At 74.7% G+C, this 20,894-nt stretch carries 20 protein-coding genes; 15 read left to right on the top strand and 5 right to left on the bottom strand.

Annotated elements, in window-relative coordinates; genetic code table 11:
• Positions 1-156: 156 nt before the first annotated feature.
• Positions 157-1,062: a LuxR C-terminal-related transcriptional regulator gene (locus tag ABD353_RS15265; protein WP_344624126.1), complete on the bottom strand. Its 906-nt coding sequence runs from the start codon at positions 1,060-1,062 to the stop codon at positions 157-159.
• Between the two features lie 597 nt (positions 1,063-1,659).
• Between ABD353_RS15265 and ABD353_RS15260 the strand changes: the two genes are divergently transcribed.
• The 11 genes from ABD353_RS15260 to ABD353_RS15210 all read left to right on the top strand — a co-directional run bounded on the left by ABD353_RS15260 (position 1,660) and on the right by ABD353_RS15210 (position 14,912).
• Entirely contained in the window at positions 1,660-2,604 is a 945-nt protein-coding gene (locus tag ABD353_RS15260) for an ABC transporter permease (protein ID WP_344624125.1), read from the top strand.
• A 1-nt stretch (position 2,605) separates the two neighbouring features.
• A complete protein-coding gene (locus tag ABD353_RS15255; protein WP_344624124.1) occupies positions 2,606-3,448 on the top strand; it encodes an ABC transporter permease in 843 nt (280 codons plus the stop codon).
• The gene (locus tag ABD353_RS15250) at positions 3,445-4,224 is read left to right on the top strand and encodes an ABC transporter ATP-binding protein (RefSeq protein WP_344624123.1); all 780 of its coding nucleotides are present in this window, start codon (positions 3,445-3,447) and stop codon (positions 4,222-4,224) included. The genes ABD353_RS15255 and ABD353_RS15250 overlap by 4 nt, the downstream gene beginning before the upstream one ends.
• Positions 4,225-4,480: 256 nt before the next feature.
• A complete protein-coding gene (locus tag ABD353_RS15245; protein ID WP_344624122.1) occupies positions 4,481-5,215 on the top strand; it encodes an ABC transporter ATP-binding protein in 735 nt (244 codons plus the stop codon).
• 65 nt (positions 5,216-5,280) lie between these two features.
• Positions 5,281-6,912 carry an ABC transporter substrate-binding protein gene (locus ABD353_RS15240; protein ID WP_344624121.1) on the top strand — a complete coding sequence of 544 codons (1,632 nt, stop codon included), beginning with the start codon at positions 5,281-5,283 and terminating at the stop codon, positions 6,910-6,912.
• Between the two features lie 50 nt (positions 6,913-6,962).
• Positions 6,963-7,988, top strand: a complete 1,026-nt coding sequence (locus ABD353_RS15235; protein WP_052390229.1) for an LLM class F420-dependent oxidoreductase — start codon at positions 6,963-6,965, stop codon at positions 7,986-7,988.
• Positions 7,989-8,092: 104 nt separating this feature from the next.
• Positions 8,093-9,199 carry an LLM class flavin-dependent oxidoreductase gene (locus ABD353_RS15230; RefSeq protein ID WP_344624120.1) on the top strand — a complete coding sequence of 369 codons (1,107 nt, stop codon included), beginning with the start codon at positions 8,093-8,095 and terminating at the stop codon, positions 9,197-9,199.
• Between the two features lie 95 nt (positions 9,200-9,294).
• Entirely contained in the window at positions 9,295-10,308 is a 1,014-nt protein-coding gene (locus ABD353_RS15225; RefSeq protein ID WP_344624177.1) for a carbohydrate kinase family protein, read from the top strand.
• Between the two features lie 85 nt (positions 10,309-10,393).
• Complete coding sequence (locus ABD353_RS15220; RefSeq protein WP_344624119.1) at positions 10,394-11,221, top strand: FAD binding domain-containing protein; 828 nt, start codon at positions 10,394-10,396, stop codon at positions 11,219-11,221.
• Positions 11,218-13,944 (top strand): molybdopterin-dependent oxidoreductase, encoded by a 2,727-nt coding sequence (locus tag ABD353_RS15215; protein ID WP_344624118.1) that lies wholly within the window; start codon positions 11,218-11,220, stop codon positions 13,942-13,944. The genes ABD353_RS15220 and ABD353_RS15215 overlap by 4 nt, the downstream gene beginning before the upstream one ends.
• Complete coding sequence (locus ABD353_RS15210) at positions 13,941-14,912, top strand: antibiotic biosynthesis monooxygenase (protein WP_344624117.1); 972 nt, start codon at positions 13,941-13,943, stop codon at positions 14,910-14,912. Before ABD353_RS15215 ends, ABD353_RS15210 begins: the two co-directional genes overlap by 4 nt.
• Here ABD353_RS15210 and ABD353_RS15205 read toward each other — a convergent pair.
• A complete protein-coding gene (locus ABD353_RS15205) occupies positions 14,884-15,309 on the bottom strand; it encodes an HGxxPAAW family protein (protein ID WP_344624116.1) in 426 nt (141 codons plus the stop codon). The genes ABD353_RS15210 and ABD353_RS15205 overlap by 29 nt on opposite strands.
• Positions 15,310-15,408: 99 nt before the next feature.
• On the opposite strand from ABD353_RS15205, the gene ABD353_RS15200 reads away from it, so the two are divergent.
• The 3 genes from ABD353_RS15200 (at position 15,409) to ABD353_RS15190 (ending at position 18,321) form a co-directional block, all read left to right on the top strand.
• Positions 15,409-15,891, top strand: a complete 483-nt coding sequence (locus ABD353_RS15200) for a MarR family transcriptional regulator (protein WP_344624115.1) — start codon at positions 15,409-15,411, stop codon at positions 15,889-15,891.
• Positions 15,892-15,997: 106 nt separating this feature from the next.
• On the top strand, positions 15,998-17,512 hold the full coding sequence (locus ABD353_RS15195) for an MFS transporter (RefSeq protein WP_344624114.1): 1,515 nt from the start codon (positions 15,998-16,000) through the stop codon (positions 17,510-17,512).
• A 65-nt stretch (positions 17,513-17,577) separates the two neighbouring features.
• Positions 17,578-18,321: a TetR/AcrR family transcriptional regulator gene (locus tag ABD353_RS15190; RefSeq protein WP_344624113.1), complete on the top strand. Its 744-nt coding sequence runs from the start codon at positions 17,578-17,580 to the stop codon at positions 18,319-18,321.
• 42 nt (positions 18,322-18,363) lie between these two features.
• Here the strand turns inward: ABD353_RS15190 and ABD353_RS15185 are convergent, their stop codons facing one another.
• Positions 18,364-18,729: a hypothetical protein gene (locus ABD353_RS15185; RefSeq protein ID WP_344624112.1), complete on the bottom strand. Its 366-nt coding sequence runs from the start codon at positions 18,727-18,729 to the stop codon at positions 18,364-18,366.
• Between the two features lie 96 nt (positions 18,730-18,825).
• Between ABD353_RS15185 and grpE the strand changes: the two genes are divergently transcribed.
• Entirely contained in the window at positions 18,826-19,275 is a 450-nt protein-coding gene (gene grpE, locus ABD353_RS15180; protein ID WP_344624111.1) for a nucleotide exchange factor GrpE, read from the top strand.
• Positions 19,276-19,301: 26 nt separating this feature from the next.
• Here grpE and ABD353_RS15175 read toward each other — a convergent pair whose 3' ends face one another.
• Complete coding sequence (locus tag ABD353_RS15175) at positions 19,302-19,880, bottom strand: hypothetical protein (RefSeq protein WP_344624110.1); 579 nt, start codon at positions 19,878-19,880, stop codon at positions 19,302-19,304.
• 109 nt (positions 19,881-19,989) lie between these two features.
• A partial coding sequence (locus tag ABD353_RS15170) for a phytoene desaturase family protein (protein ID WP_344624109.1) occupies positions 19,990-20,894 on the bottom strand: 905 nt, incomplete at its 5' end.

Raw genomic sequence — 20,894 nt, 5'->3', positions numbered from 1 at the left:
GGCGCGGGGGGCTGCGCGATCAGGGAGTGGGTCACCTGGTGAACTCCGGTCGGCCGTGGTGGTCAGGTCGCCCGCTCCCTGATCGCGCAGCTCCGCCCCCGGCCTTCGGCCGGGAGGCGCCCCCAGCGCCCCTGAGGTGCAGCCCTTGTCCGCGGTTCAGCCCGCGAGGCCGTGGCGGTGGGCGTAGAGGGCGGCGCGCAGCCGGTCCGAGTGGCCGGTCTTGCGCATGGCCTGGGTGAGATGTTTCTTCACGGTGGCTTCGGCGAGGGCGAGTTCGCGGCCTATCTCGGCGTTGCTGAGGCCGAGGGCGAGCTTGGCGAGCACCTCGCGTTCGCGTGCGGTCAGCCCGACCTGCTGCGGTGGCGGTTCGACGGCGTGGCCCGGCGGCGGGGCCGGGTGGGTGCGTGCCGCGGGCGGCGCCGGGAGGAACACCGATCCTCCGGCTGCGGCGAGTTGGACGGCCGCGATGATCCGTTCCTCCGGCAGGTCGAGCGGGAAGCAGCCGCTGGCGCCGGCCAGCAGGATCCGGCTGGCCTCGGCGGTGGACTCGGCCCGGCGCAGCAGCAGCACCCGGGCGTCCGGGGCGCCGTCCGGCCCGCGCAGTGCCGCTACGGCGGCCAGGTCCTCGCCGAGGCCGCCGCCGCGGCCGAGCAGGACGACGTCGGGGTGGACCCGCCGGACCGCCGGTACGGCGCGCAGCGGGTCGGCGGCGGAGCCGGCCACCGTCAGGCCGGGCACGGTGGAGAGCACGGAGCGCAGTCCGGCCGCCGCCACCGGGTGCCGTTCGACGAGGAACACCCGTACGGCGTGGGCCCGGTGGCCGTCGCCGGGGCACATCGGGTGGCCGCATCCGCAGTCGGCGGCCGCGGCGCCCGGTCTGTCCGGCGGCGCGGCGGTCGGTTCGGCGAGCAGCTGGTGGCCGGCCAGCAGGTCGAGCGGGTTGTCGATCTCGGTGTGCAGGGCCTCCGCGGGTGCTGCGGTGGCACTGCGCGGGGTGCGGCGGACCGGGTGCCGGCAGGTGCGCGGACCGGTCGGCGCGGGCAACTGGGTCAGTGCTGCCATCGCGAACCCCCCGGGGCGGAGGGCGAGTCGGTGCGGTAGGGCATGGCGGTGCGGTCCCCTCGGAGATGGCGGGCCGGCCGGACGGGCGCGGCGCAACGGCAGGGAGCCGCCGACGGTGGCGGCCGGGCTCCGGTCACGGAGACGGCGGGCCGGGGCGGTCCCGGAAGGAGGAGGGCGCTGAACGGGCAGCGGGCGAGTGCCGGGCGGTCAGCGCGGGGAGCGCAGCGGACACAGCTCGTCGAAGCACCTGCGGTGCCACGAGCCGCCGATCCCGACCAGGGTGAAGTCGGTCCGCCGATAAGCCATACGAGAACCCTAGGTCCGGCTCTCGCAGCAGGTCAAGGACGGGACGGGCCCCCGGCGCCCGGGGCATCCGCACAGGGGGCTCCCGCGCTCCCGGTACCTGCTCCTATGACCGCCGGTATCAGCACGAACTCCTGACTGGCTGTCCGCGCCGCCGGTCCGCAACCTTCCTCACAGTGAACGCCGCAGGCCCGTGCCCCGCCGCCCCTGCACCCCGCACCGCCCGGAAGGACACCGCGCCATGCCCACCCCGCCCGCCGGCCCGGCCGGCGCCCCGCCCCGGAGGGCCGGCGGGTGACCGGATTCCTGCTCCGCCGCCTGCTGTTGGCCGTGCCGACCCTGCTCGGCGTCACCGTGGTGGTCTTCGCGACCGTGGCGCTCGTCCCCGGCGACCCGGTCGCCGCCTTCCTCGGGCCGGGCGCGCCGCCGGAGGCCCGCGCCGAACTCGCCGCCCGGCTCGGCCTGGAGCGCCCGCTGCCCGTCCGGTACCTGTCCTGGCTGGGGCACGCCCTGACCGGTGACCTCGGCATCTCGATCGCCGACCAGCGGCCGGTCGGAGGGCTGCTGCTCCCGGCGATCGGCCAGACCCTGGTCCTCACCGCCGCCGCCTTCGCACTGGTGCTGGTGGGCGGGGCCATGCTCGGGGCCGTCGGCGCGCTGCGGCCGCGCGGCCCGCTCGGCCGGCTGTCCGGCGCGGCGACCACGCTCGCCGTCTCCGCCCCGCAGTACTCGGTGGCCCTGGTGCTGATCGCGGTGGTCGCGGTACGGCTGCGCTGGCTGCCCGCGGGCGGCACCCACGACGTGTTCGGCGACGGCGGCTTCGCGGACCTCGCCCGGCACCTGGTGCTGCCGGCCGTGGCGGCCGCACTCGTCCCGCTCGGCCTCACCGCCCGGGTCTTCCGCGCCGCGCTCGGCTCCGTCCTCGCCGGGGACCTCGCCGACGGGCTGCGCGCCCGCGGCCTCTCCGGGGTCGCCGTCCTGCGGCACTGCGTGCACAACGCCTCGCCCGCCCTGCTCGCCATCGGCGGCCTGCAACTCGCCTACCTGCTGGAGGGGGTGGTCTTCGTGGAGACCCTGTTCGCCCGGCCCGGCCTCGGCCGGCTGCTCTACGACGCGCTCGCCGCCCGTGACCTGCCGCTCGTCCAGGGCGGGGTGCTGGTCGTCGCGGCGGCGTTCGTCGGCGTCAACCTGCTCGTCGACACCGCGCACGCCGCCGTCGACCCGCGGACGAGGAGCTGAGATGGCCCGCAGCCCGTTCCGCGACCCGGCGGTCGCCGTCCCCGCCGCCCTCGCCCTGCTGGTCGTCCTGGTCGCCGCAGCCGCACCGCTGCTCGCCCCGTACGACCCGGCCGCCGGCCGCTTGCAGGACCGGCTCCTCGACCCGGGTGCCCCCGGACACCTGCTCGGCACCGACGGCCAGGGCCGTGACCTGCTGAGCCGGCTGATCTGGGCCGGCCGGGCCTCGCTCACCGGCGGGCTCGTCCCGGTGGCCGCCGCCACCGCGGCCGGCACCCTGATCGGCATCACCGCCGGTCTCGGCGGCCGCGTCCTCGAACAGGCTCTGCTGCGCGCCCTCGACGTGCTCTACGCCTTCCCCGGGGTGCTGCTCGCCATCGCCGTCGCCACCCTGCTGAGGCCCGGCCTCGGCGCCACCGTGCTCGCCCTCTCCGTGGTGCTCACCCCGGCGGTCGCCCGGGTCGCCTTCACCGAGGTCCGGCGGATCCGCACCGCCGAGTACCTGGAGGCCGCCCGGGTCTCCGGCGCCGGCCCGCTCGCCCTGGTGCTCCGCCAGGTCGTCCCGGTGGTCGCCCCGGTCGTCCTCGTCTACGCCTCCTCCCTGGTCGGAATCGCCGTGGCGTATGCGGCCGGGCTCGCCTTCCTCGGCCTCGGTGTCGCCCCGCCCACCCCCGAGTGGGGTGCCATGCTCGACGAACTGCGGCCCGCCCTCTTCACCCACCCGTGGCCCGCGGTCCTGCCCGGCCTGGCCGTGCTCGCCGTCTCGGTGGTGTTCACCACCCTCGGCGAGGGGCTGCGGCAGCGGATCGGCGACCGCGGCGCCCTGCTGCCGGAGGCCGTCCGATGAGCCTGCTCCGCGTCGACGACCTCACCGTCACCTACCCGGGCGGCGTCCGCGCCGCCGACGGGGTCTCGCTCGACCTCGCCGCGGGCGGCGCCCTGGTGCTGCTCGGCGAGTCCGGCAGCGGCAAGACCACCGTCGCCCGCACCGTCCTCGGACTGCCCGGCCGCGGCGCCGCCGTCACCGGCCGCGTCCGGCTGGCCGGCACCGACCTGCTCGGCCTGGACGAACGCACCCTCGGCCGGATCCGGGGCCGCCGCATCGGCTACGTCCCGCAGGACCCGGCCGCCGTCCTCGACCCGCTGCGCCGGATCGGCCCGCAGATCACCGAGGTGCTGCGCCGCCACCGGGTCGCCGACTCCCGCCGGGCCGCCCGTGCGGACGCCCTGCGGCTGCTCGCCACCGCCGGCGTCCCCGACCCGGAGCGGGTCGCCCGCGCCCACCCGCACGAGCTGTCCGGCGGGCTCCGCCAGCGGGCCGCGATCGCCGTCGCCGTCTCCTGCGGTCCCGAACTCCTGATCGCCGACGAGCCGACCACCGCGCTGGACGCCCTGGTCCGCGGCCGGATCCTCGACCTGTTCGGCACCCTGCGCACCGACTGCGGGATCGCCCTGCTGCTCGTCACCCACGACCTGGCGGCCGCCCGCCGGATCGGCGGAGAGGTCGCCGTCATGCGGACCGGCCGCATCGTCGAACGCGGCCCCGCGACCCGCATCCTCGCCGACCCCGACCACCCCTTCACCACCGACCTGGTGACCGCCGACCCGGGAGCCGACCGATGACCGCACCGAGGAAGACCGGCCGGCGCACCCCGGCGGCGCAGCCGACCGCGCACCGTTCGCGGTGGGGCGACCAAGCGGTGCGGCCAACTGCGCACCGGTCGCGACGGGCCACCCCAGGGGGCGCGTGGGGGTACCTCCCGGCCGAAGGCCGGGGGAGAACCGTGCACCGCGGAAGGGCAGGCGCCGCACCGGAGGCTGTCCGATGACCCCTTCCACCACTGCCTCCGGCAGCACCCCGCTCCTTCAAGTCGACAAGGTGACAAAGAACTTCCGGGGCCGCCCCGCACTGCAGGAGGTCTCCCTCGCCGTCGCCGCGGGCGAGACCCTCGGGCTGGTCGGAGAGTCCGGCTCCGGCAAGTCCACCCTCGCCCGGCTCGCCCTCGGCCTGCTGGCTCCGGACGCCGGCACCGTCCGCTTCGCGGGCCAGGACCCGTACCGTCTCCGCGGCCGTACCGGACGGTCCCTCCGTGCCCGGCTGCAGTTCGTCCCGCAGCACCCCCGCGGTTCGCTCAACCCCGCCCTGCGGGCCGGCGAGGCCGTCGCGTTCGCGCTGCGCCTGCACGGCACGCCGCGCCGGGAGCGCCCCGAGGCCGTCGCCGCGCTGTTCCGCCAGGTCGGCCTGGAGCCGGGCCTCGCCCGCCGTTTCCCGCGGGAGCTGTCCGGCGGCCAGCTCCAGCGGGTGGCGGTGGCCCGCGCCCTCGCCACCGGCCCCGACCTGGTGGTCTGCGACGAGCCGACCTCGGCCCTGGACCGCACCGTGCAGGCCCGGCTGCTGGACCTGCTCACCGGTCTGCAGGAGAGCACCGGCGTGGCCTACCTGTTCATCTCGCACGACCTGGCGGTCGTCCGTCACCTCGCGCACCGGGTGCTCGTGCTGCGCCGGGGCCGGGTGCTGGAGGAAGGGCCGGCCGCCGAGCTCTGGGAGGCGCCGGCCCACCCGTACACCCGGGCCCTGCTGGAGGCCGCCACCGGCGGCCCCGCCACCCCCTGACCAACCCACGCACCCGCAGCACCCGTACCGCCCGCTCCACCGAACCGAACGAACAGGAAATCGCCATGACGAACCGTCATCACCGCCACCGCCCCGTCCGATCCGGAGCCGGCGCGCTGTCGGCCGCCGCCGTGCTGCTCGCGGCCGCCGGCTGCGCCTCCGCAACCGCCACCGGCGCGGGTGACGCGGGCGGCGGCCCGGGCCGCGGCGGCACCCTGGTCGTCGGTGCGACCGGCAAGCTGCCGAACCCGGACACCCTCATCGGCGGTGCGGGCTTCGAGGGCAAGCGCCTCGTCAGCTTCCAGATCTACGAGGGCCTCACCCGGTACGAGCTGCTCAAGGACACCGACCGGCCGCCGGTCGTCACCGGCGCCCTGGCGGAGTCCTGGCAGGTCGCCGCCGACGCGAAGACCTGGACCTTCACCCTGCGCAAGGGCGTCACCTTCCAGGACGGCACCCCCTTCGACGCGGACGCCGTGATCTTCAACCTGGCCCGCTACCTCGACAAGCGGAGTCCCGAGTACACCGACGCGCTGGGCGCCGCCGCCAAGGAGTACGCGGGCGACATCGTCTCGTACCGGAAGACCGACGCCGACCACGTCGAGCTCGTCACCGCGGAGCCCAACGGGCACTTCCCCGAAGACCTGGCGCACGTCCTGATCGCCAGCCCCACCGCCGTCCGGAAGACCGGCTCCGCCAACTTCTCCCAGCACCCGGTCGGGACCGGTCCGTTCGCCTTCGCCTCGCAGACCGAGGGCAAGGAGATCGACCTGGTCGCCAACCCGTCCTACTGGCGGGGCGCTCCGAAGCTGGACCGGCTGGTCGTGAAGTCGCTGCCGGACGCCGCCGCCCGCACCGCCGCACTGCGCTCCGGCGGCGTCAACTGGATCGAGTACCCCAACCCGGACGACATCGACAGCCTCAAGGCCGACGGCGTGCGGATCGCCACCAACAGCTACGACCACCTCTGGTACTGGATCCTGGACACCGCCAAGGCGCCGTGGAACGACCCGCGGGTGCGCCGCGCCGCCAACTACGCGATCGACCGGAAGGCCATCGCCGAGAAGCTGCTGCACGGCACCGCCGACCCGGCCCAACAGGCCGCCCCGCGAGCCACCTCCGCCTACGACCCGGCCGGTGACACCTACGGCCACGACCCCGCGAAGGCCAAGCAGCTGCTCGCCGAGGCCGGGCTCGCCGGAGGCTTCTCCACCTCCGTCACGGTGCCGACCGGAGGCTCCGGGAACCTGCTGCCGGTGCCGATCGCGGAGGCGATCCAGCGCGACCTCGCCGCCGTCGGCATCAAGGTCGAACTGCGCACCACCGACTGGTCCACCCTGATCGGCGCCGAGGCCAAGGGACAGGTCGCGCTCGGCTCGGACGCGATCGCCCAGTCCACGACGCTCTTCCAGTCCGAGGCGCTGCTGCCGCTGTTCATCGGCTCCAAGAGCCCGTTCTGGACGGGCCACTACGCCAACCCGCAGGTCGACGCGCTGCTGGCGAGCGCCTCCGCCTCGCCCGACCGGCAGAAGCGGCAGGCCGACTACCGCAAGGCGCTGTCGCTGGTCACCCAGGACGCCCCGTGGCTGTTCGTGGTCAACGACCGCAACCCGCGGGCGCTCTCGCCGAAGGTCGAGGGGCTCGTCCAGCCGCAGTCCTGGTTCCTCGACCTCACCACCGTCCGGGTCCGCCCGTAGCCACGGCGCTCCGCCGCCCACCGAACCGTCCAGGAAGGACGTCCGCCGCCATGACCGCCCCGTACCCACCGCACGGCCGCACCCCGGCCGGACCGCCGAAGTGGGGCATCACCCTGCCGCTGCCGGGCCTCACCATCGACCGGCACCGCTTCCTCGTCGAACGGCTCCCCGACCTCGGCTACACCGACGTCTGGAGCGCGGAGGGCGGCGGCACCGACGCCTTCACCCCGCTGGCCGCAACCGCCGCCTGGTCCCCGGGCCTGCGCATCGCCACCGGCATCGTGCCGGTGCACACCCGGGGGCCGGCGGTGCTCGCCCAGACCGCCGCCACCCTCGCCCAACTCGCCCCCGGGCGGGTCCTGCTGGGCATCGGGGCGTCCGTGCCCGCGCACGTCACCGACATCAACGGCATCCCGTTCGACGAGCCCTTCAAGCGCACCCGGGACGTGCTCCGCTTCGTCACCCGCGCGCTGCGCGGCGAGCACGTCGCCGGGGACTTCGACACCTTCTCCATCACCGGCTACCGGCTGCCGCACCCGCCCGCCGAGCCGGTCAAGGTGATCCTCGGCGCCCTGCGCCCCGGCATGCTCCGGCTCGGCTTCACCGAGGGGGACGGCGCCATCACCAACCTGCTGTTCCCCAAGGACCTGCCGACCGTGCTGGGCGCCGTCGGCCCGCAGCCGCCGGGCAAGGAACTCGTCGTCAAGGTCTTCGTCTGCCCCACCGAGGACACCGACCACGCCCACCGGGCCAGCCGCCCCTTCCTCGCCTGGATCCTCAACCGCGAGCCCTACCGGAAGTTCCACGAGTGGCTCGGCAACGGCGAGCTGCTCGCCGAGACCCACGAACGCTGGGCGGCCGGCGACCACGAAGGTGCCCAGAAGGCACTGCCCGACGAGGCCGTCGACGGCCTGTTCATCAGCGGCTCGCCCGAGGAGTGCCGGGAGCGGATCCTGCAGTACCACCTGCCCGGCGTCACCACCATCCAGCTGTACGTCTCGCTGCCGCCGGAGGTCTTCGTCAGCCGGTCCCGCCTGCTCGACACCCTCGCCCGCCTCGGCCCCGCCGCGGGCTAGGGGCCTGTTCCCGCAGGCACGCGGGGTGCTTCACCAGGTGCCCCCACGCGCGCCTTGTGGTGCACCTGTGGTGTATCCCCGTCCGATCCAGGAGGTCCCACCCGATGGAACTCGAGATCCGCGGCGGCGTCCGGGCCGCCCCCGTCACCGGTCGCACCCCGCAGGAACGGCAGGCGCTGCGCCACGCCCCCGACCCGCGGGACCGCACCGCCGACCCCGGGCACGTCGCCCGCACCGCACGGGAGCTGGAGGAGGACGGCTTCGACTCCGCGCTCGTGGTGCAGTCCAGCTCCTGGCCCGACCCGTGGCTGGTCGCCGGCTGGGCGCTCGCCGCCACCGACCGGCTGCGGCTCGCCGTCGCGCACCGGGTCGGCGCCGCCGCGCCCACCACCGCGGCCCGCGCCCTCGCCACCCTGGACCGGCTCTCCGGCGGACGGGCGGCCGCCCACGTGATCGTCGGCTCCAGCGACCTGGACGTCGCCCGCGACGGCGACCTGCTCGGCAAGGCGGACCGCTACCGCCGGGCCGGCGAGTACCTGGAGGTGTTCCGGCGCTACCTCACGGCCGACGAGGACATCGACCACGACGGCGAGTTCTACCGGGTGCACGGCGCCAGGCCGGGGCTGCGCCCCCACCCGGGAGGCGAGCTGCTCTCCTTCGGCGGCTCCGCCCCGGAGGGCGTCGCCCTGGCCGCCCGGTACGCCGACGTGTACGCGGTGAGCCCGCTGCCGCTGCCGGACACCCGCCGCAGGATCGCCGAGGTCCGGGCCGCCGCGGCCGCGCACGGCCGCACCCTGCGGATCTGGCGGCACGTCACCGTCGTCCTCGACGACACCGACGAGGCCGCCCGGGAGCGCGTCCGACGGCTGCGGCGCGACGCCCTGCGGCTCACCGCGGGCCCCGGCGCCCACGGCTTCGCCGAGGCCGTCCAGCTCGACCGGGACCGCGAACGCGGCCGCGCCGACCCGCGGCGGGCCGGCAGTGACGGTGCCGACCAGGTCGCCGCCTACGTCCGCCGCTCGCTCGCCGCCACGTACACCGGATCGCCGGACACCGTCGCCGACCGCATCGGCCTGCTCCGTTCGGCCGGCGTGGACATCGTCCAGCTCGACCTGCCCGCCGAGACCGACCACGACCGCGGACTGCGCCGTGCCCTCGTCGCCCGCCTCCGCCACGGCGTCCGGATCCCGGCCGCCCGACGCGGCTGGTGACCGGCCCGCCACCGGAAGGAACCCCCGTGACCAGCACCGCGTACGACCCGGCCGGGCGGATCGTCGTCAGCGGCTCCATCGCCACCGACCACCTGATGGAGTTCCCCGGGTCGATCGCCGAACAGCTGCTGCCCGACCGGCTGGACCGGGTCTCGCTCTCCTTCCTGGTCGGCGGGCTGGAGGTGCGCCGCGGAGGCGTGGGCGCCAACATCGCCGTCGGCCTCGGCCGGCTCGGGCTGGCCCCGGTGCTGGTCGGCGCCGCCGGGGCCGACCACGCCGAGTACGACGCCTGGCTGCGCGCCAACGGCGTCGACACCACCGGGGTGCTGACCGTGCCGGAGCTGTTCACCGCCCGCTTCCTGTGCACCACCGACCGGGAGCAGAACCAGATCGCCTCCTTCTACCCGGGCGCGATGGCCCGCGCTGCGGAGATCGACCTCGCGGGGGTGCTGGCCCGTACCGGACCGGCGCGGCTGGTCCTGGTCGGCCCGGACGATCCCGCGGCCATGCGGCGCCGTACCGAGGAGTGCCGCCGGGCCGGGATCCCGTTCGCCGCGGACCCGTCCCAGCAGCTCGCCCGGCTCGACGGCGAGGAGATCGCACAGCTCGTCGGCGGTGCCGAGCTGCTGTTCACCAACGCGTACGAGCGGGAACTGCTGCTCCGCAAGACCGGGCTGACGGCGGAGCAGGTGCTCGGGCGGGTCGGCAGCTGGATCACCACGCTCGGCGCCGACGGCGTCCGGATCGAGCGCCGCGGCGCACCGCCCGTGCACACCGCCCCGCCGCCCGAGCGGACCCTGGCCGACCCGACCGGCGTCGGAGACGCCTTCCGGGCCGGGTTCCTGGCCGGGACGGTCTGGCGGCTGCCCGTGCTCGCCGCGGCCCGGGTCGGCTGCCTGCTGGCCACCCTGGCCCTGGAGGCGGTCGGCACCCAGGAGTACCGCTTCGACCCGGCGGACTTCCTGCACCGGCTCGCCGAGGCCTACGGGCCCGCGGCGGCCGCGGCCGTCCGGCCGCACCTGCCGGCCCGTTCCGGTATACGCTCGAAAGGTAATCCAGCGCCCGCCGGTCCTTCCTCGAACAGCTCGACCGCAGCGGCCGGAACATGACTCTGTCGCTCGAGGTTGTGCCCGCTCCCGGCGCACGTCGCGACCCGTCGGATTCCGCGAGTCCACTGAGCCGAGACCAATTGCCATGGACCTCAACACCATCACCGAAGTCGTGCGGCGACCGGCCGACCTGCCGGGTGCGGACTGGCGCGAGGGCGACGCCTGGCTCGCCGGCGGGACCTGGCTGTACTCCGTGGAGCAGCCGCACCTCGACCGCCTGATCGACCTGACGTCGTTACGCTGGGAGCCGCTCGTCCCGAGCGACACCGGTCTCGCGATCGGCGCCACGTGCACCGTCCGTGACCTCCACGCCTTCGAGCCGCCCGGCGAGTGGACGGCCGGCCACCTCCTGGCGACGAGCTGCGAGGCGTTCCTGTCCTCGTTCAAGGTCTGGAACTCGGCGACCGTCGGCGGCAACATCTGCATGTCGCTGCCGGCCGGCCCGATGATCACCCTGACCGTCGCCCTGGAGGCGACGTACGAACTGTGGGCCACCGACGGGTCGGTGCGCACCGTCGACGCCCACGACTTCGTCACCGGCGACAACCGGAACGTCCTCGCGCCCGGGGAGATCCTGCGGCGCATCGACATCCCGGCGCGCGCCCTGCGCAAACGCACCGCGCACCGCCGTTTCTCGCTGACCCGCCTCGGCCGCTCGACGGTCTTCCTCGTCGGCACCCGGACGCCGGGCACGAGCGACCTGCTGCTCACCGTGACCGCCGGCACCACGCGGCCCGTGCGCCTGGCCTTCGACACGATGCCCGACGCCGACGCGCTGCGGCGCGCCGTCGACGCGATCCCCGACGGCGTCTGGTTCGCGGATCCCAACGGGACTCCCGAGCACCGCCGCCACCTGACCCAGCACTTCGCCGAAGAGATTCGCCGAGAACTCACAGCCGGGGGTCCGGCATGACCTACATCGTGAACGGCAGGGGATTCGACGAGGAACCGGCCCCCGGCCAGTGCCTGCGCACCTTCCTGCGGCAACTCGGCCACCACGGCGTCAAGAAGGGCTGCGACGCGGGCGACTGCGGCGCCTGCACGGTGTGGGTGGACGGCACTCCGGTGCACAGCTGCATCACCCCCGCCTTCCGTGCGGAGGGCCGTGAGGTGACGACGATCGAGGGCCTCGGGTCACCGGGGAACCTGCACCCGATGCAGCGCCGGTTCCGCGACGCGCCGGGCTTCCAGTGCGGCTTCTGCACCGCAGGGATGATCATGACCTCGGCCACCTTCACCGAGGCCCAGAAGGAGGACCTGCCGAGGGCGCTGAAGGGCAACCTCTGCCGCTGCACGGGCTACCGGGCGATCGAGGACGCCGTACGGGGTGTCGCCGGCGTGGAGACGGCCGCGCCCGGCAAGGCCGTCGGGACGAGCGTCGGTGCGCCGGCGGCCAACGACGTGGTCACCGGCCGCGCCGAGTTCACGATGGACACGCACATCGACGGCATGCTGCACCTCAAGGTCCTGCACTCGCCGCACGCGCACGCCCGGATCGTCTCGATCGACAAGACCGCCGCGCTCGCCGTCCCCGGCGTGCAGCGGGTCTACACCTGGGAGGACGTGCCGCGCAAGCGCTTCACCACCGCGATCCACACCGACCACCTCGTCGACCCGGACGACACCTTCGTCCTCGACGACACGGTGCGCTTCGTCGGTCAGCGCGTCGTCGCCGTGCTGGCCGACACGGTCGCGGCGGCCGAGGAGGGCTGCCGCAGGGTCGTCGTCGACTACGAGCCCCTGCCGGCGGTGTTCGACCCCGAGGAGGCCATGGCCGAGGGGGCGCCGCAGCTGCACGGCACGGCGGACCCCTTCGTCCGCGACCCCGTCCACAACATCCTGCTCGAACTCCACTCGCACATCGGCGACGTGGACGCGGGGTTCGCCGAGGCCGACGTGATCCACGAGGGCACGTACTCCTCGCCGCGGGTGCAGCACGCGCACCTGGAGACCCACGGATCGATCGCCTGGATGGAGGACGGCCGGCTGAACGTCCGCACCAGTTCGCAGTCGCCGTCCATCGCCAAGGTCAAGCTCGCGTACCTCTTCGCGCTGCGGCCGGACCAGCTGCGGGTGTTCTGCAAGCGCGTCGGCGGCGGCTTCGGCGGCAAGCAGGAGGTGATCTCGGAGGACCTGGTCGCGCTCGCCACCCTGGACACCGGCCGGCCGGTCTGCTTCGAGTACACCCGCGAGGAGGAGTTCACCACCGCCTCGCCCCGGCATCCGATGACGCTCACGGTCAGGCTCGGCGCGAAGGCGGACGGCACCCTCACGGCGTTCCAGGTGCGCAACGTGTCGAACACGGGCGCCTACGGCAACCACGGCGGCGAGACGCTGTTCGCGGGCGGCGCGGCCGTCATGATCTACCGCTGCCCCAACAAGAAGTACGACGCCTACTCCGTGTACACCAACACCGTTCCGAGCGGGGCGCTGCGCGGCTACGGGATGACGCAGCCGGCGTTCGCCGTGGAGTCGGCGATGGACGAGCTGGCCCGCGCGCTGCACATGGACCCGCTCGACCTGAGGCGGCGCAACATCGTGCGTCCGGGCGATCCGCTGGTCGCTATGCACGACGGCCCCGACGACGTGATGTTCACCGAGGACGGGCTCGGGAAGTGCATCGACCTGGTGGCCGACGCGCTGGCCCGTCGGGTCGACGAGCCGCCGCCCGGTCCGGGGTGGCTGGTCGGGACGGGCGTGGCGAGTTCGCTGCACGAGACCGCTCCGCCGACCGACCACATCTCGGAGGCGTGGGTCACGCTCGGCGACGACCTCGTCTACGAGTTGTCGGTCGGGACGGTCGAGTTCGGCGAGGGCACCTCGACCGCCCACGTGCAGATCGCGGCCAACCAGCTGGGCACCACGCCGTCGCGGATCCGCCTGGTCCAGTCCGACACCGACCGCACCGGGTTCGACACCGGTGCCTTCGCGAGCGCCGGCCTCTTCGTGGCGGGCAACGCCGTCCTGCGGGCGGCCAACGCCGTGCGCGACCGGATCCTGGAGTTCGCCGCGGCGCACACCGGCGTCCACGTCGTGCTGTGCTCGATGGACGACGACGGCGTCGTCTGCGGCGACCGGCGGGTGTCCCTGGCCGAACTCGTCGCACTGGCCCGGGCGCGCGGGATCCGCTTCACCGCCGCCCGCCGGGCCTACGGGTCGCCCCGGAGCGTCACCTCCAACACACAGGGGTTCCGGATCGCCGTCCACCGGGTGACGGGCGAGATCCGGGTGCTCTACAGCGTCCAGGCGACCGACGCCGCCGTGGTGATCAACCCCGCGCAGGTCCGCGGGCAGGTGGAGGGCGGCGTCGCCCAGGGGATCGGCTTCGCACTGACCGAGAACCACCACGTCGACGCCGACGGGGTCATGGTCAACCCCAACTTCCGCAACTACCGCATCCCCACGTACGCCGACGTCCCCCGCACCGAGGTGCTCCTGGTGGAGTCCTCGGACTCCTTCGGGCCGATGCGGTCCAAGGGCATGGCGGAGTGCTGCATCAACCCGGTGGCCCCGGCGCTGGCGAACGCGCTCCACGACGCCACGGGCGTCCGTCACCGCGCGCTGCCGCTCACCCCGGAGCGCATCTACGGCCGGCTCGCCGGGAGCAGGCAGGCATCCACGGGGCGGACGACATGACCACCGAGGAGCGCAACGGCGCGACGGCGACGGCCATCATCGGTCAGAAGGTCCGGCCCGGACTGGACCGGGAGTACGCGACGTGGCAGCTGGACGTCAACAGCGCCGCCGCCGACTACACCGGGTACCTCGGCGCGGAGATCTCCCCGCCGACGGCCCTGCAGCCGGACTGGGTCGTGGTGTACCGGTTCGACTCGATCGCCCACCTGCAGGCGTGGATCAACAGCGCCACCCGGCAGACCCTGCTCGACGTCGGCCGCGTCTACTTCGACGGCCCGGCCACCCAGCAGGTGGTCAGCGGCGGTGCCAGGCCGCCGGATCCGCTGGTGACCATGGTGGTCACCCACCGCGTCCACCCGAACCACATCGACGACTTCCTCGCCTGGCAGCAGCGCATGAGCCAGGAGGAGAGCACCTTCGTGGGCTACCGCGGCACCGAGCTCTTCCGCCCGATCGAGGGGCTGCAGGAGGAGTGGACCACGCTGTACCGGTTCGACAACGCCGAGCACCTCGACGCCTGGCTGACCTCGGCCGAGCGACAGGAGATCCTGGAGGAGGGCCGGAAGTTCAACGAGTTCAAGCTGCACACGATCGACAACTCGTTCGGCAGCTGGTTCGCCTTCGAGGAGAACGGCAGGGAGGCGCCGCCGCCCTCGGAGGCCAAGACCGCCCTCGCGGTCTGGGTCGGCCTCTACCCGACCGTGGTGCTGCTGACGCTCGCGCTGTCGCCGGCGCACATGCCGCTCTGGCTCGGGCTGCTCGTCGGCAACCTGCTGTCGAGCTTCATCATGACCTTCTTCACGATGCCCTACTACGTGAACCGGCTGCTCAAGCGGTGGCTGCGGCCGAATCCCGACGAGCCGGCGGCGAAGACCAACCGCATCGGCCTCGGCATCGTCGCCGCGGCGACCGCGTTCTGGGTCGCGGTCTTCTACCTGATCACGACGCAGTTCTGGACGCTGCCCTGACCGGCTCGGTGCCGGTCCGCGCCTGAACGCGCACCCGCTCCGGCGCGGGGACGGCCCGCCCGGGAGCGGGAGCGGGAGCGGGAGCGGGTGCGCGGTGTCCGCGGCCGGCCAGCCGGCAGCCGAGGCAGTCGGGGTGGCCGTGCCGGGCGTGCGCGTCGCGCAGCCGCCAGTCGCGGCGGCCGGGCGGGCGCGGGCCGGTGGCCTTGCCCCAGCCGGCGAGGTGCAGCAGCCAGGTGGTGAGGGCGGCGGCCGGCAGCAGTGCCAGGCCCGCCCACAGGACGGCGGTGGAGCCCGCCGCGAACGCCGTGCCGGCCACCGCGGTGCCGGCGACGGCGAGCAGGGAGCCCGTCCAGCCGGCGACGGTGTGCCCCATGTCGTGGTCGCCGTGTGCGCTCATGTCTCCTCGTACGGTGTGATGGTGCCGTCGGCGCAGGCCCGCGCCCGGCAGAACTTTTATCTCACGAGCTAAGTAGCTTAGATGCTAAGGAGACTGTCCGTGGAAGGCAAGCCGCGCCCGGCTGCGACCCCCGAGCAGGCCCTGCAGGCGATGGACCGGATGATCGCCCTCGCCCACTTCGGGCAGCAGGACATCGCGGCGCGACTCGGCCTCAACACCACCGACCTGACCTGCATCGGCTTCCTCATCGAGGCCGATCTGGCGGGCGAGTCGCTGGCCGCCGGCGACCTCGCCGAGCGGGCCAACCTCACCACCGGCGCCGTCACCGGGGTGCTCAACCGCCTGGAGAAGGCCGGCTACGCGCGCCGCGCGCCCGACCCGGACGACCGCCGCAAGGTCCGGATCGCGATGGACCCTTCGGCCCAGCAGCGGATCATGGAGGCCTACGGGCCGTTCTACCTGCGGCTCGGCGCCCTCTTCGCCGACTACGGCGCGGAGGAGGTCGCCGTGCTGGCCGACTGGTTCACCCGGGCCCGGGCGCTGATGCAGGAGTCGCTGGACGAGATCCGCGCCGGACTCTGACGCCCCGCCGGGCGGATGCGTTGCCGTAAATCGGTGGCGCCCCGCGCGGACTCTCTTCTACGGTGTACAACTCTTGTACACCGTAGAAGAGGGAGTGGAGCCGGCTGTGACCGATCCCCAGCGCCGCCCGGACCGATGGGTGATCCTCGCGGTCATCTGTCTGGCACAACTCGTCGTGATCCTCGACAACACCATCCTCAACGTCGCCGTGCCCTCCCTCACCGAGGAACTCGGCGCCACCACCTCCCAGACCCAGTGGGTCATCGGCGCCTACTCGCTCGCCCAGGCGGGCCTGCTGATCGCCGCCGGCGGCCTCGCCGACCGGTACGGCCGCAAGAAGGTCCAGATGATCGGCCTCGGCCTGTTCGGCGCCGGATCGCTCGCCGCGGCGCTCGCCGGCGACCCCGGCCAGTTGATCGCAGCCCGCGCCGGCATGGGCGTCGGCGGCAGCCTGCTGCTCGCCACCAGCCTCGCCATCGTCGTCCGCACCTTCGACGCCGACGAGCAGCCCAAGGCGATCGCCGCCTGGACGGCCGTCGCCTCGCTCGGCGTCGCCCTCGGCCCGGTCATCGGCGGCCTGCTGCTGAACCACTTCTGGTGGGGCTCCACCTTCCTGGTCAACCTGCCGGTCGCCGCCCTCGGCCTGATCGCCGTCGGCCGGCTGGTGCCCGAGTCCAAGGACCCGCGCGGCGACCGCCCCGACCTGCTCGGCGCCGTGCTCTCCACGGCCGGCCTCACCGGCCTCGTCTACGCCGTCATCCAGGGCCCCGGCTACGGCTGGACGGCGCCCCGCACCCTGCTCGCCGGCGGCCTCGGTGCGCTCTTCCTGCTGGCCTTCGGCCTCTGGGAGCGCCGGATCGAACACCCGCTGCTCGACCTCGCGTTCTTCCGCAACGCGCGCTTCCGCGGTGCCGTCTCCGGCGGCGTCCTGGTCAGCTTCGGCATGGGCGGCTCGCTCTTCCTGCTCACCCAGCACCTGCAGTTCGTGCTCCACTACGGGCCGCTCGACGCCGGCCTGCGCACCGCCCCGATGGCCCTCACCGTCGTCGCGCTCAACCTCACCGGCACCGGCATGCGGCTCACCGCACGGCTCTCGCCGCCCGCCGCCATCGCCACCGGCCTCTCGCTGCTGGCCGGCGGACTCGCCGCGATCGCCCTCTTCGGCCGCGGCGGCTCCTACCCGGGCATCCTGCTCGGCCTGGTGATGATGGGCGCCGGCGTCGCCTGCGCCCAGCCCGCCATGGCCGGCGCGGTGATGACCTCCATCCCGCCGGAGAAGGCCGGCGTCGGCTCCGGCCTGATGGGCACCCTCGGCGAACTCGGCAACTCGCTCGGCGTGGCCGTCCTCGGCGCCGTCCTCGCCGCGAACTTCGCCGCCGCACTGCCCGCCGGGCTGCCCGACTCCGCCGCCCGCTCGCTGCCCGCCGCCCTCGCCGCCGGCGGCGCCTCCGCCGCCGGCACGATCCGGTCGGCCTTCGCCGACAGCCTCACCGCAGGACAGCTGATCGGCGCCGCCGCGGTGCTGGCCGGCGGCCTGGTCGCCGCCTGGCTGCTCGGCCGGGCCGCCGACGCGCCGCCCGCCGCGTCCACCCCCGCCGAGCCGGTGGCCCAGGCGGGCTGATCCGGCCCTACGATCGCTGCACGGCCGCAGCACCGGCGGCCGTGCAGCGAGCACGAAGGACGAGCATGGCGGACAAGCCCCGCGACCCGGCCGTCAGCATCTGGGTGGCGCCGCCCCGCGAGCGGCGCCGCGGCAGCGCGCCCGCCGGCCTCAGCCGCGAGCGGATCGTGCGCACCGCCGTCGCCCTGCTGGACGCCGACGGCGTCCAGGCCTTCAGCATGCGCAAACTCGCCGCCGCCCTGGACGTCACCCCCATGTCGGTCTACTGGTACGTCGACAACAAGGACGAACTCCTCGAACTCGCCCTCGACGAGGCCTTCGGCGACATGCGGATCCCGCCGCTCGGCGACGGCGACGACTGGCGGGCCCACCTCAGGCTGCTCGCCCACGAGTACCGCCGCTGCCTGCACGAACACCCCTGGGCCGCCCGACTCGCCGGCCAGTTCCTCGCCCTGGGCCCCAACGCGCTCTTCTTCTCCACCAGCGCGATCGGCGCGATCCGCCGCACCGGGCTCACCGGCGAGCGGCTCGGCGGCGCCCTCGGCCTGGTGCTGCAGTTCGTCTACGGCTTCGCGCTCGCCGAGTCGCAGTGGCAGGAGCGGGTCCGGGCCTCCGGCCTCCAGGAGGACGAACTCAACCGCGTCGTCCGCGGCGTCGCCGAGCGGGCCGACGCCCGCTTCCTCGACAACGCCGACCTGCTGCCGCCCACCGAGGACGGCGGCCTGCGCGCCTCCCGCGACAGCCAGTTCGAGGCCGGGCTGGACATCGCCCTGGCCGGCATCGACGCCACCGTCGCCGCGCAGCGCTGAGTGCTGAGCGCTGAGCGCGGTCGGCGGATCGGCGGCCGGTGGTCAGCTGGGCGGTGCCGGGTGCGGCTCGCGGTGCACGGTGCCGGACAGCAGCGGCGCCTCGTGCCGCTCCGGGCGGTGGCTCTCCCGGTCCTCGACGAGGTGGCGCGGCGCGGACCCGCCGGAGCCGGCCAGCGGCACCAGCCGCCGGGCCACGAGATGGCCGACCCAGTGCCGCCCGCACTGCGGACAGGGAACCCCGCCGTCCGGCGTGTAGGGGGACGCCGCGCCGATCCCGTCGCGGGAGAAGTACTCCCAGTCGGTGCCGTCGTCGTCGCGGTAGTGCTGGACGTCGTAGTCCACGGACCAGTGGTGCCAGCATTGTCCGCAGGTGAATTCGACCCGCTCCACGGCCAGTTCGGTGATCATCGCGTCTACCTCCCTGCCTCGGCCCTTGACAAGCCCTTTATCCAGAATTATCCCGGTTTCAGGGGCTGCGGATACCGTCCGGAGGGAGTCCGGTCCATGGCGCACTCGGCAGGCGACGGAGAGGGCCCGAACTCCGGGCCCGACGAGGACCTGCGCCGCCTCAAGGCCGAGTACGACAACTACCGCCGCCGCGTCCACCGCGACCGCCTCGCCGTCCGCGAGATCGCCGTCTCCAACGTGCTCGCCCGGCTACTGCCCGTGCTCGACGCCCTCGACCGGGCCCGCGCCGCCGGCGAGGTCGTCGACGGCTTCGGCGCCGTCGCCGACCTGCTGGAGAGCGAGCTCGGCGCCCTCGGCCTGCAGTCCTTCGGCGAACCCGGCGAAGCCTTCGACCCCGTGCTGCACCTCGCCGTCGGCTACACCCGGTCCGCCGTGGTCACCGGACCGATCTGCATCGAGGTCGTCCGCGCCGGCTACCGCGTCGGCGGCCAGATGCTGCGCCCCGCCGAGGTCGTCGTCGCCGAACCGCCGTCCGGCCCGGACTGAGCACGGGCGGCCGGGCACACCGGCGCTCAGGGCAGCCCGAGCTCCCCGCGCACCGGCTGCGGGACGCTCCGGAGGACCGACACCGGGACGTCCCGGTACTCCGACCTGTCGACCGTGCGGGGCGACCAGGCGCCGTCGGGCCCCTCCGTGACCACGTGGAACGCCACCGACGGGTGCGGCACGCCGCCGGGGGTGAGGACGATCCAGACGCGGTCCCGGGCCTCCTCCCACCGGAAGGACGGACTGTCGGCGAAGGTGCCGTACTCCGCGGTGTCGCGCCACACCACCGCCCCGAGCGTCCCCTCGCCGGTCGACGAGGGCGACGGTGTGTAGGAGCTGATCACCGCCCGGCGGCGGGTGCCGCCGGGATCGCTCCTCGACCCGGTCTCCTCCACCAGGAGGGCGAACCGGTCCGTCGGTGACCGCACCCAGTACGACGGGCTCGCCTCGCTGCCCGTGTGGATCCGGTTGCCGTGGGTCGGCCCGCCGTCGGACGGCGCGGGAGCCGCGGTGTGCCGTGCCCCGGGCGTGCAGCCGGCGAGGAGCAGCGCCGCGGCGAGGGCCGCGGCGAGGCGGGCGGGTACGGCCCGGGTCCGTGGCTGCACGGTTCCCTCCCTGAGCGGTGGTTCCCGGGCGGCCTTCCGACGACCGGTCCGGGACAGCCTCCGGCAGCGCCGGCGGCTCGTCAACGGCGATTTTGCGGGCCGGGCGGGCTCAGCCCTCCGCCAGCCGGCGCAGCGGGTCGGCGGTGAGGCCGAAGCGGTGCTTCAGGGCGCGGCGGGCGGCGTGCAGGCCGGCCATGCCGTGGACGCCGGGGCCGGGCGGGGTGGAGGAGGAGCAGAGGTAGACGCCGTCGAGAGGGGTGGCGTACGGGTCGATGGCGGGGACGGGGCGGAAGGCGGTCTGCCACAGCGACATCGCACCGCCGCCGATGTCGCCGCCGACGTGGTTGGCGTTGTGCAGCTGCTGGTCGGCGGCGGTGGTGGCCGACCGGGCGAGGACGAGGTCGCGGAAGCCGGGGGCGAAGCGCTCGACCTGCCGTTCCACGGCCTCGCCGACGTCCACCGTCGAGCCGTGCGGCACGTGGGCGTAGCTGTACAGGGTCTGCATCCCGGCGGGCGCCCGGCCCGGGTCGACGACCCCCGGCTGCACCGCCAGCACGTACGGCCGTGCCGCGTGGCGGCCCGCGGCGACCTCGCGTTCGACGGCGACGGTCTCCTCGCGGGTGCCGGACAGGTGCAGGGTGCCCGCCTCGGCGCAGGCCGGGTCGGCCCACGGCACCGGGCCGGCCAGCGCGAAGTCGACCTTGCAGACGGCCGAGCCGTACCGGAAGGCGCGCAGCCGCCGGGCGTACCCCTCGGGCAGCGCGGGCCCCGCCAGGTGGAGCAGGCCGGCGGGCGTGAGGTCGAGCAGGACGGCCCGGGCGGGCGGGAGTTCGGCGAGCGATCCGACCCGGTGGCCGGTGACGATCCGGCCGCCGCGGCGGACCAGTTCGGCGGCCATGGCATCGGCGATCGCCTGGCTGCCGCCGCGCGGCACCGGCCAGCCGACGGCGTGCCCCAGCGCGGCCAGCAGCAGCCCGGCGCCGGCCGAGGCCAGGCCGAGCAGCGGGGCGACGG

This window comes from Kitasatospora arboriphila, from assembly GCF_039528095.1.
Lineage (GTDB): Bacteria > Actinomycetota > Actinomycetes > Streptomycetales > Streptomycetaceae > Kitasatospora > Kitasatospora arboriphila.
This window is presented reverse-complemented; position numbering and strand designations above follow the sequence as displayed.

What these genes read in the sequence shown, in the direction of transcription:
- ABD353_RS15230 (WP_344624120.1), top strand. Translation starts at nt 8,093, where the DNA reads ATGGAACTCGAGATCCGCGGCGGCGTCCGGGCCGCCCCCGTCACCGGT.
- ABD353_RS15185 (WP_344624112.1), bottom strand. Translation starts at nt 18,729, where the DNA reads ATGATCACCGAACTGGCCGTGGAGCGGGTCGAATTCACCTGCGGACAA.
- ABD353_RS15220 (WP_344624119.1), top strand. Translation starts at nt 10,394, where the DNA reads ATGGACCTCAACACCATCACCGAAGTCGTGCGGCGACCGGCCGACCTG.
- ABD353_RS15250 (WP_344624123.1), top strand. Translation starts at nt 3,445, where the DNA reads ATGAGCCTGCTCCGCGTCGACGACCTCACCGTCACCTACCCGGGCGGC.
- grpE (WP_344624111.1), top strand. Translation starts at nt 18,826, where the DNA reads ATGGCGCACTCGGCAGGCGACGGAGAGGGCCCGAACTCCGGGCCCGAC.
- ABD353_RS15215 (WP_344624118.1), top strand. Translation starts at nt 11,218, where the DNA reads ATGACCTACATCGTGAACGGCAGGGGATTCGACGAGGAACCGGCCCCC.
- ABD353_RS15190 (WP_344624113.1), top strand. Translation starts at nt 17,578, where the DNA reads ATGGCGGACAAGCCCCGCGACCCGGCCGTCAGCATCTGGGTGGCGCCG.
- ABD353_RS15235 (WP_052390229.1), top strand. Translation starts at nt 6,963, where the DNA reads ATGACCGCCCCGTACCCACCGCACGGCCGCACCCCGGCCGGACCGCCG.
- ABD353_RS15240 (WP_344624121.1), top strand. Translation starts at nt 5,281, where the DNA reads ATGACGAACCGTCATCACCGCCACCGCCCCGTCCGATCCGGAGCCGGC.
- ABD353_RS15205 (WP_344624116.1), bottom strand. Translation starts at nt 15,309, where the DNA reads ATGAGCGCACACGGCGACCACGACATGGGGCACACCGTCGCCGGCTGG.
- ABD353_RS15255 (WP_344624124.1), top strand. Translation starts at nt 2,606, where the DNA reads ATGGCCCGCAGCCCGTTCCGCGACCCGGCGGTCGCCGTCCCCGCCGCC.
- ABD353_RS15225 (WP_344624177.1), top strand. Translation starts at nt 9,295, where the DNA reads ATGGAGTTCCCCGGGTCGATCGCCGAACAGCTGCTGCCCGACCGGCTG.
- ABD353_RS15265 (WP_344624126.1), bottom strand. Translation starts at nt 1,062, where the DNA reads ATGGCAGCACTGACCCAGTTGCCCGCGCCGACCGGTCCGCGCACCTGC.
- ABD353_RS15210 (WP_344624117.1), top strand. Translation starts at nt 13,941, where the DNA reads ATGACCACCGAGGAGCGCAACGGCGCGACGGCGACGGCCATCATCGGT.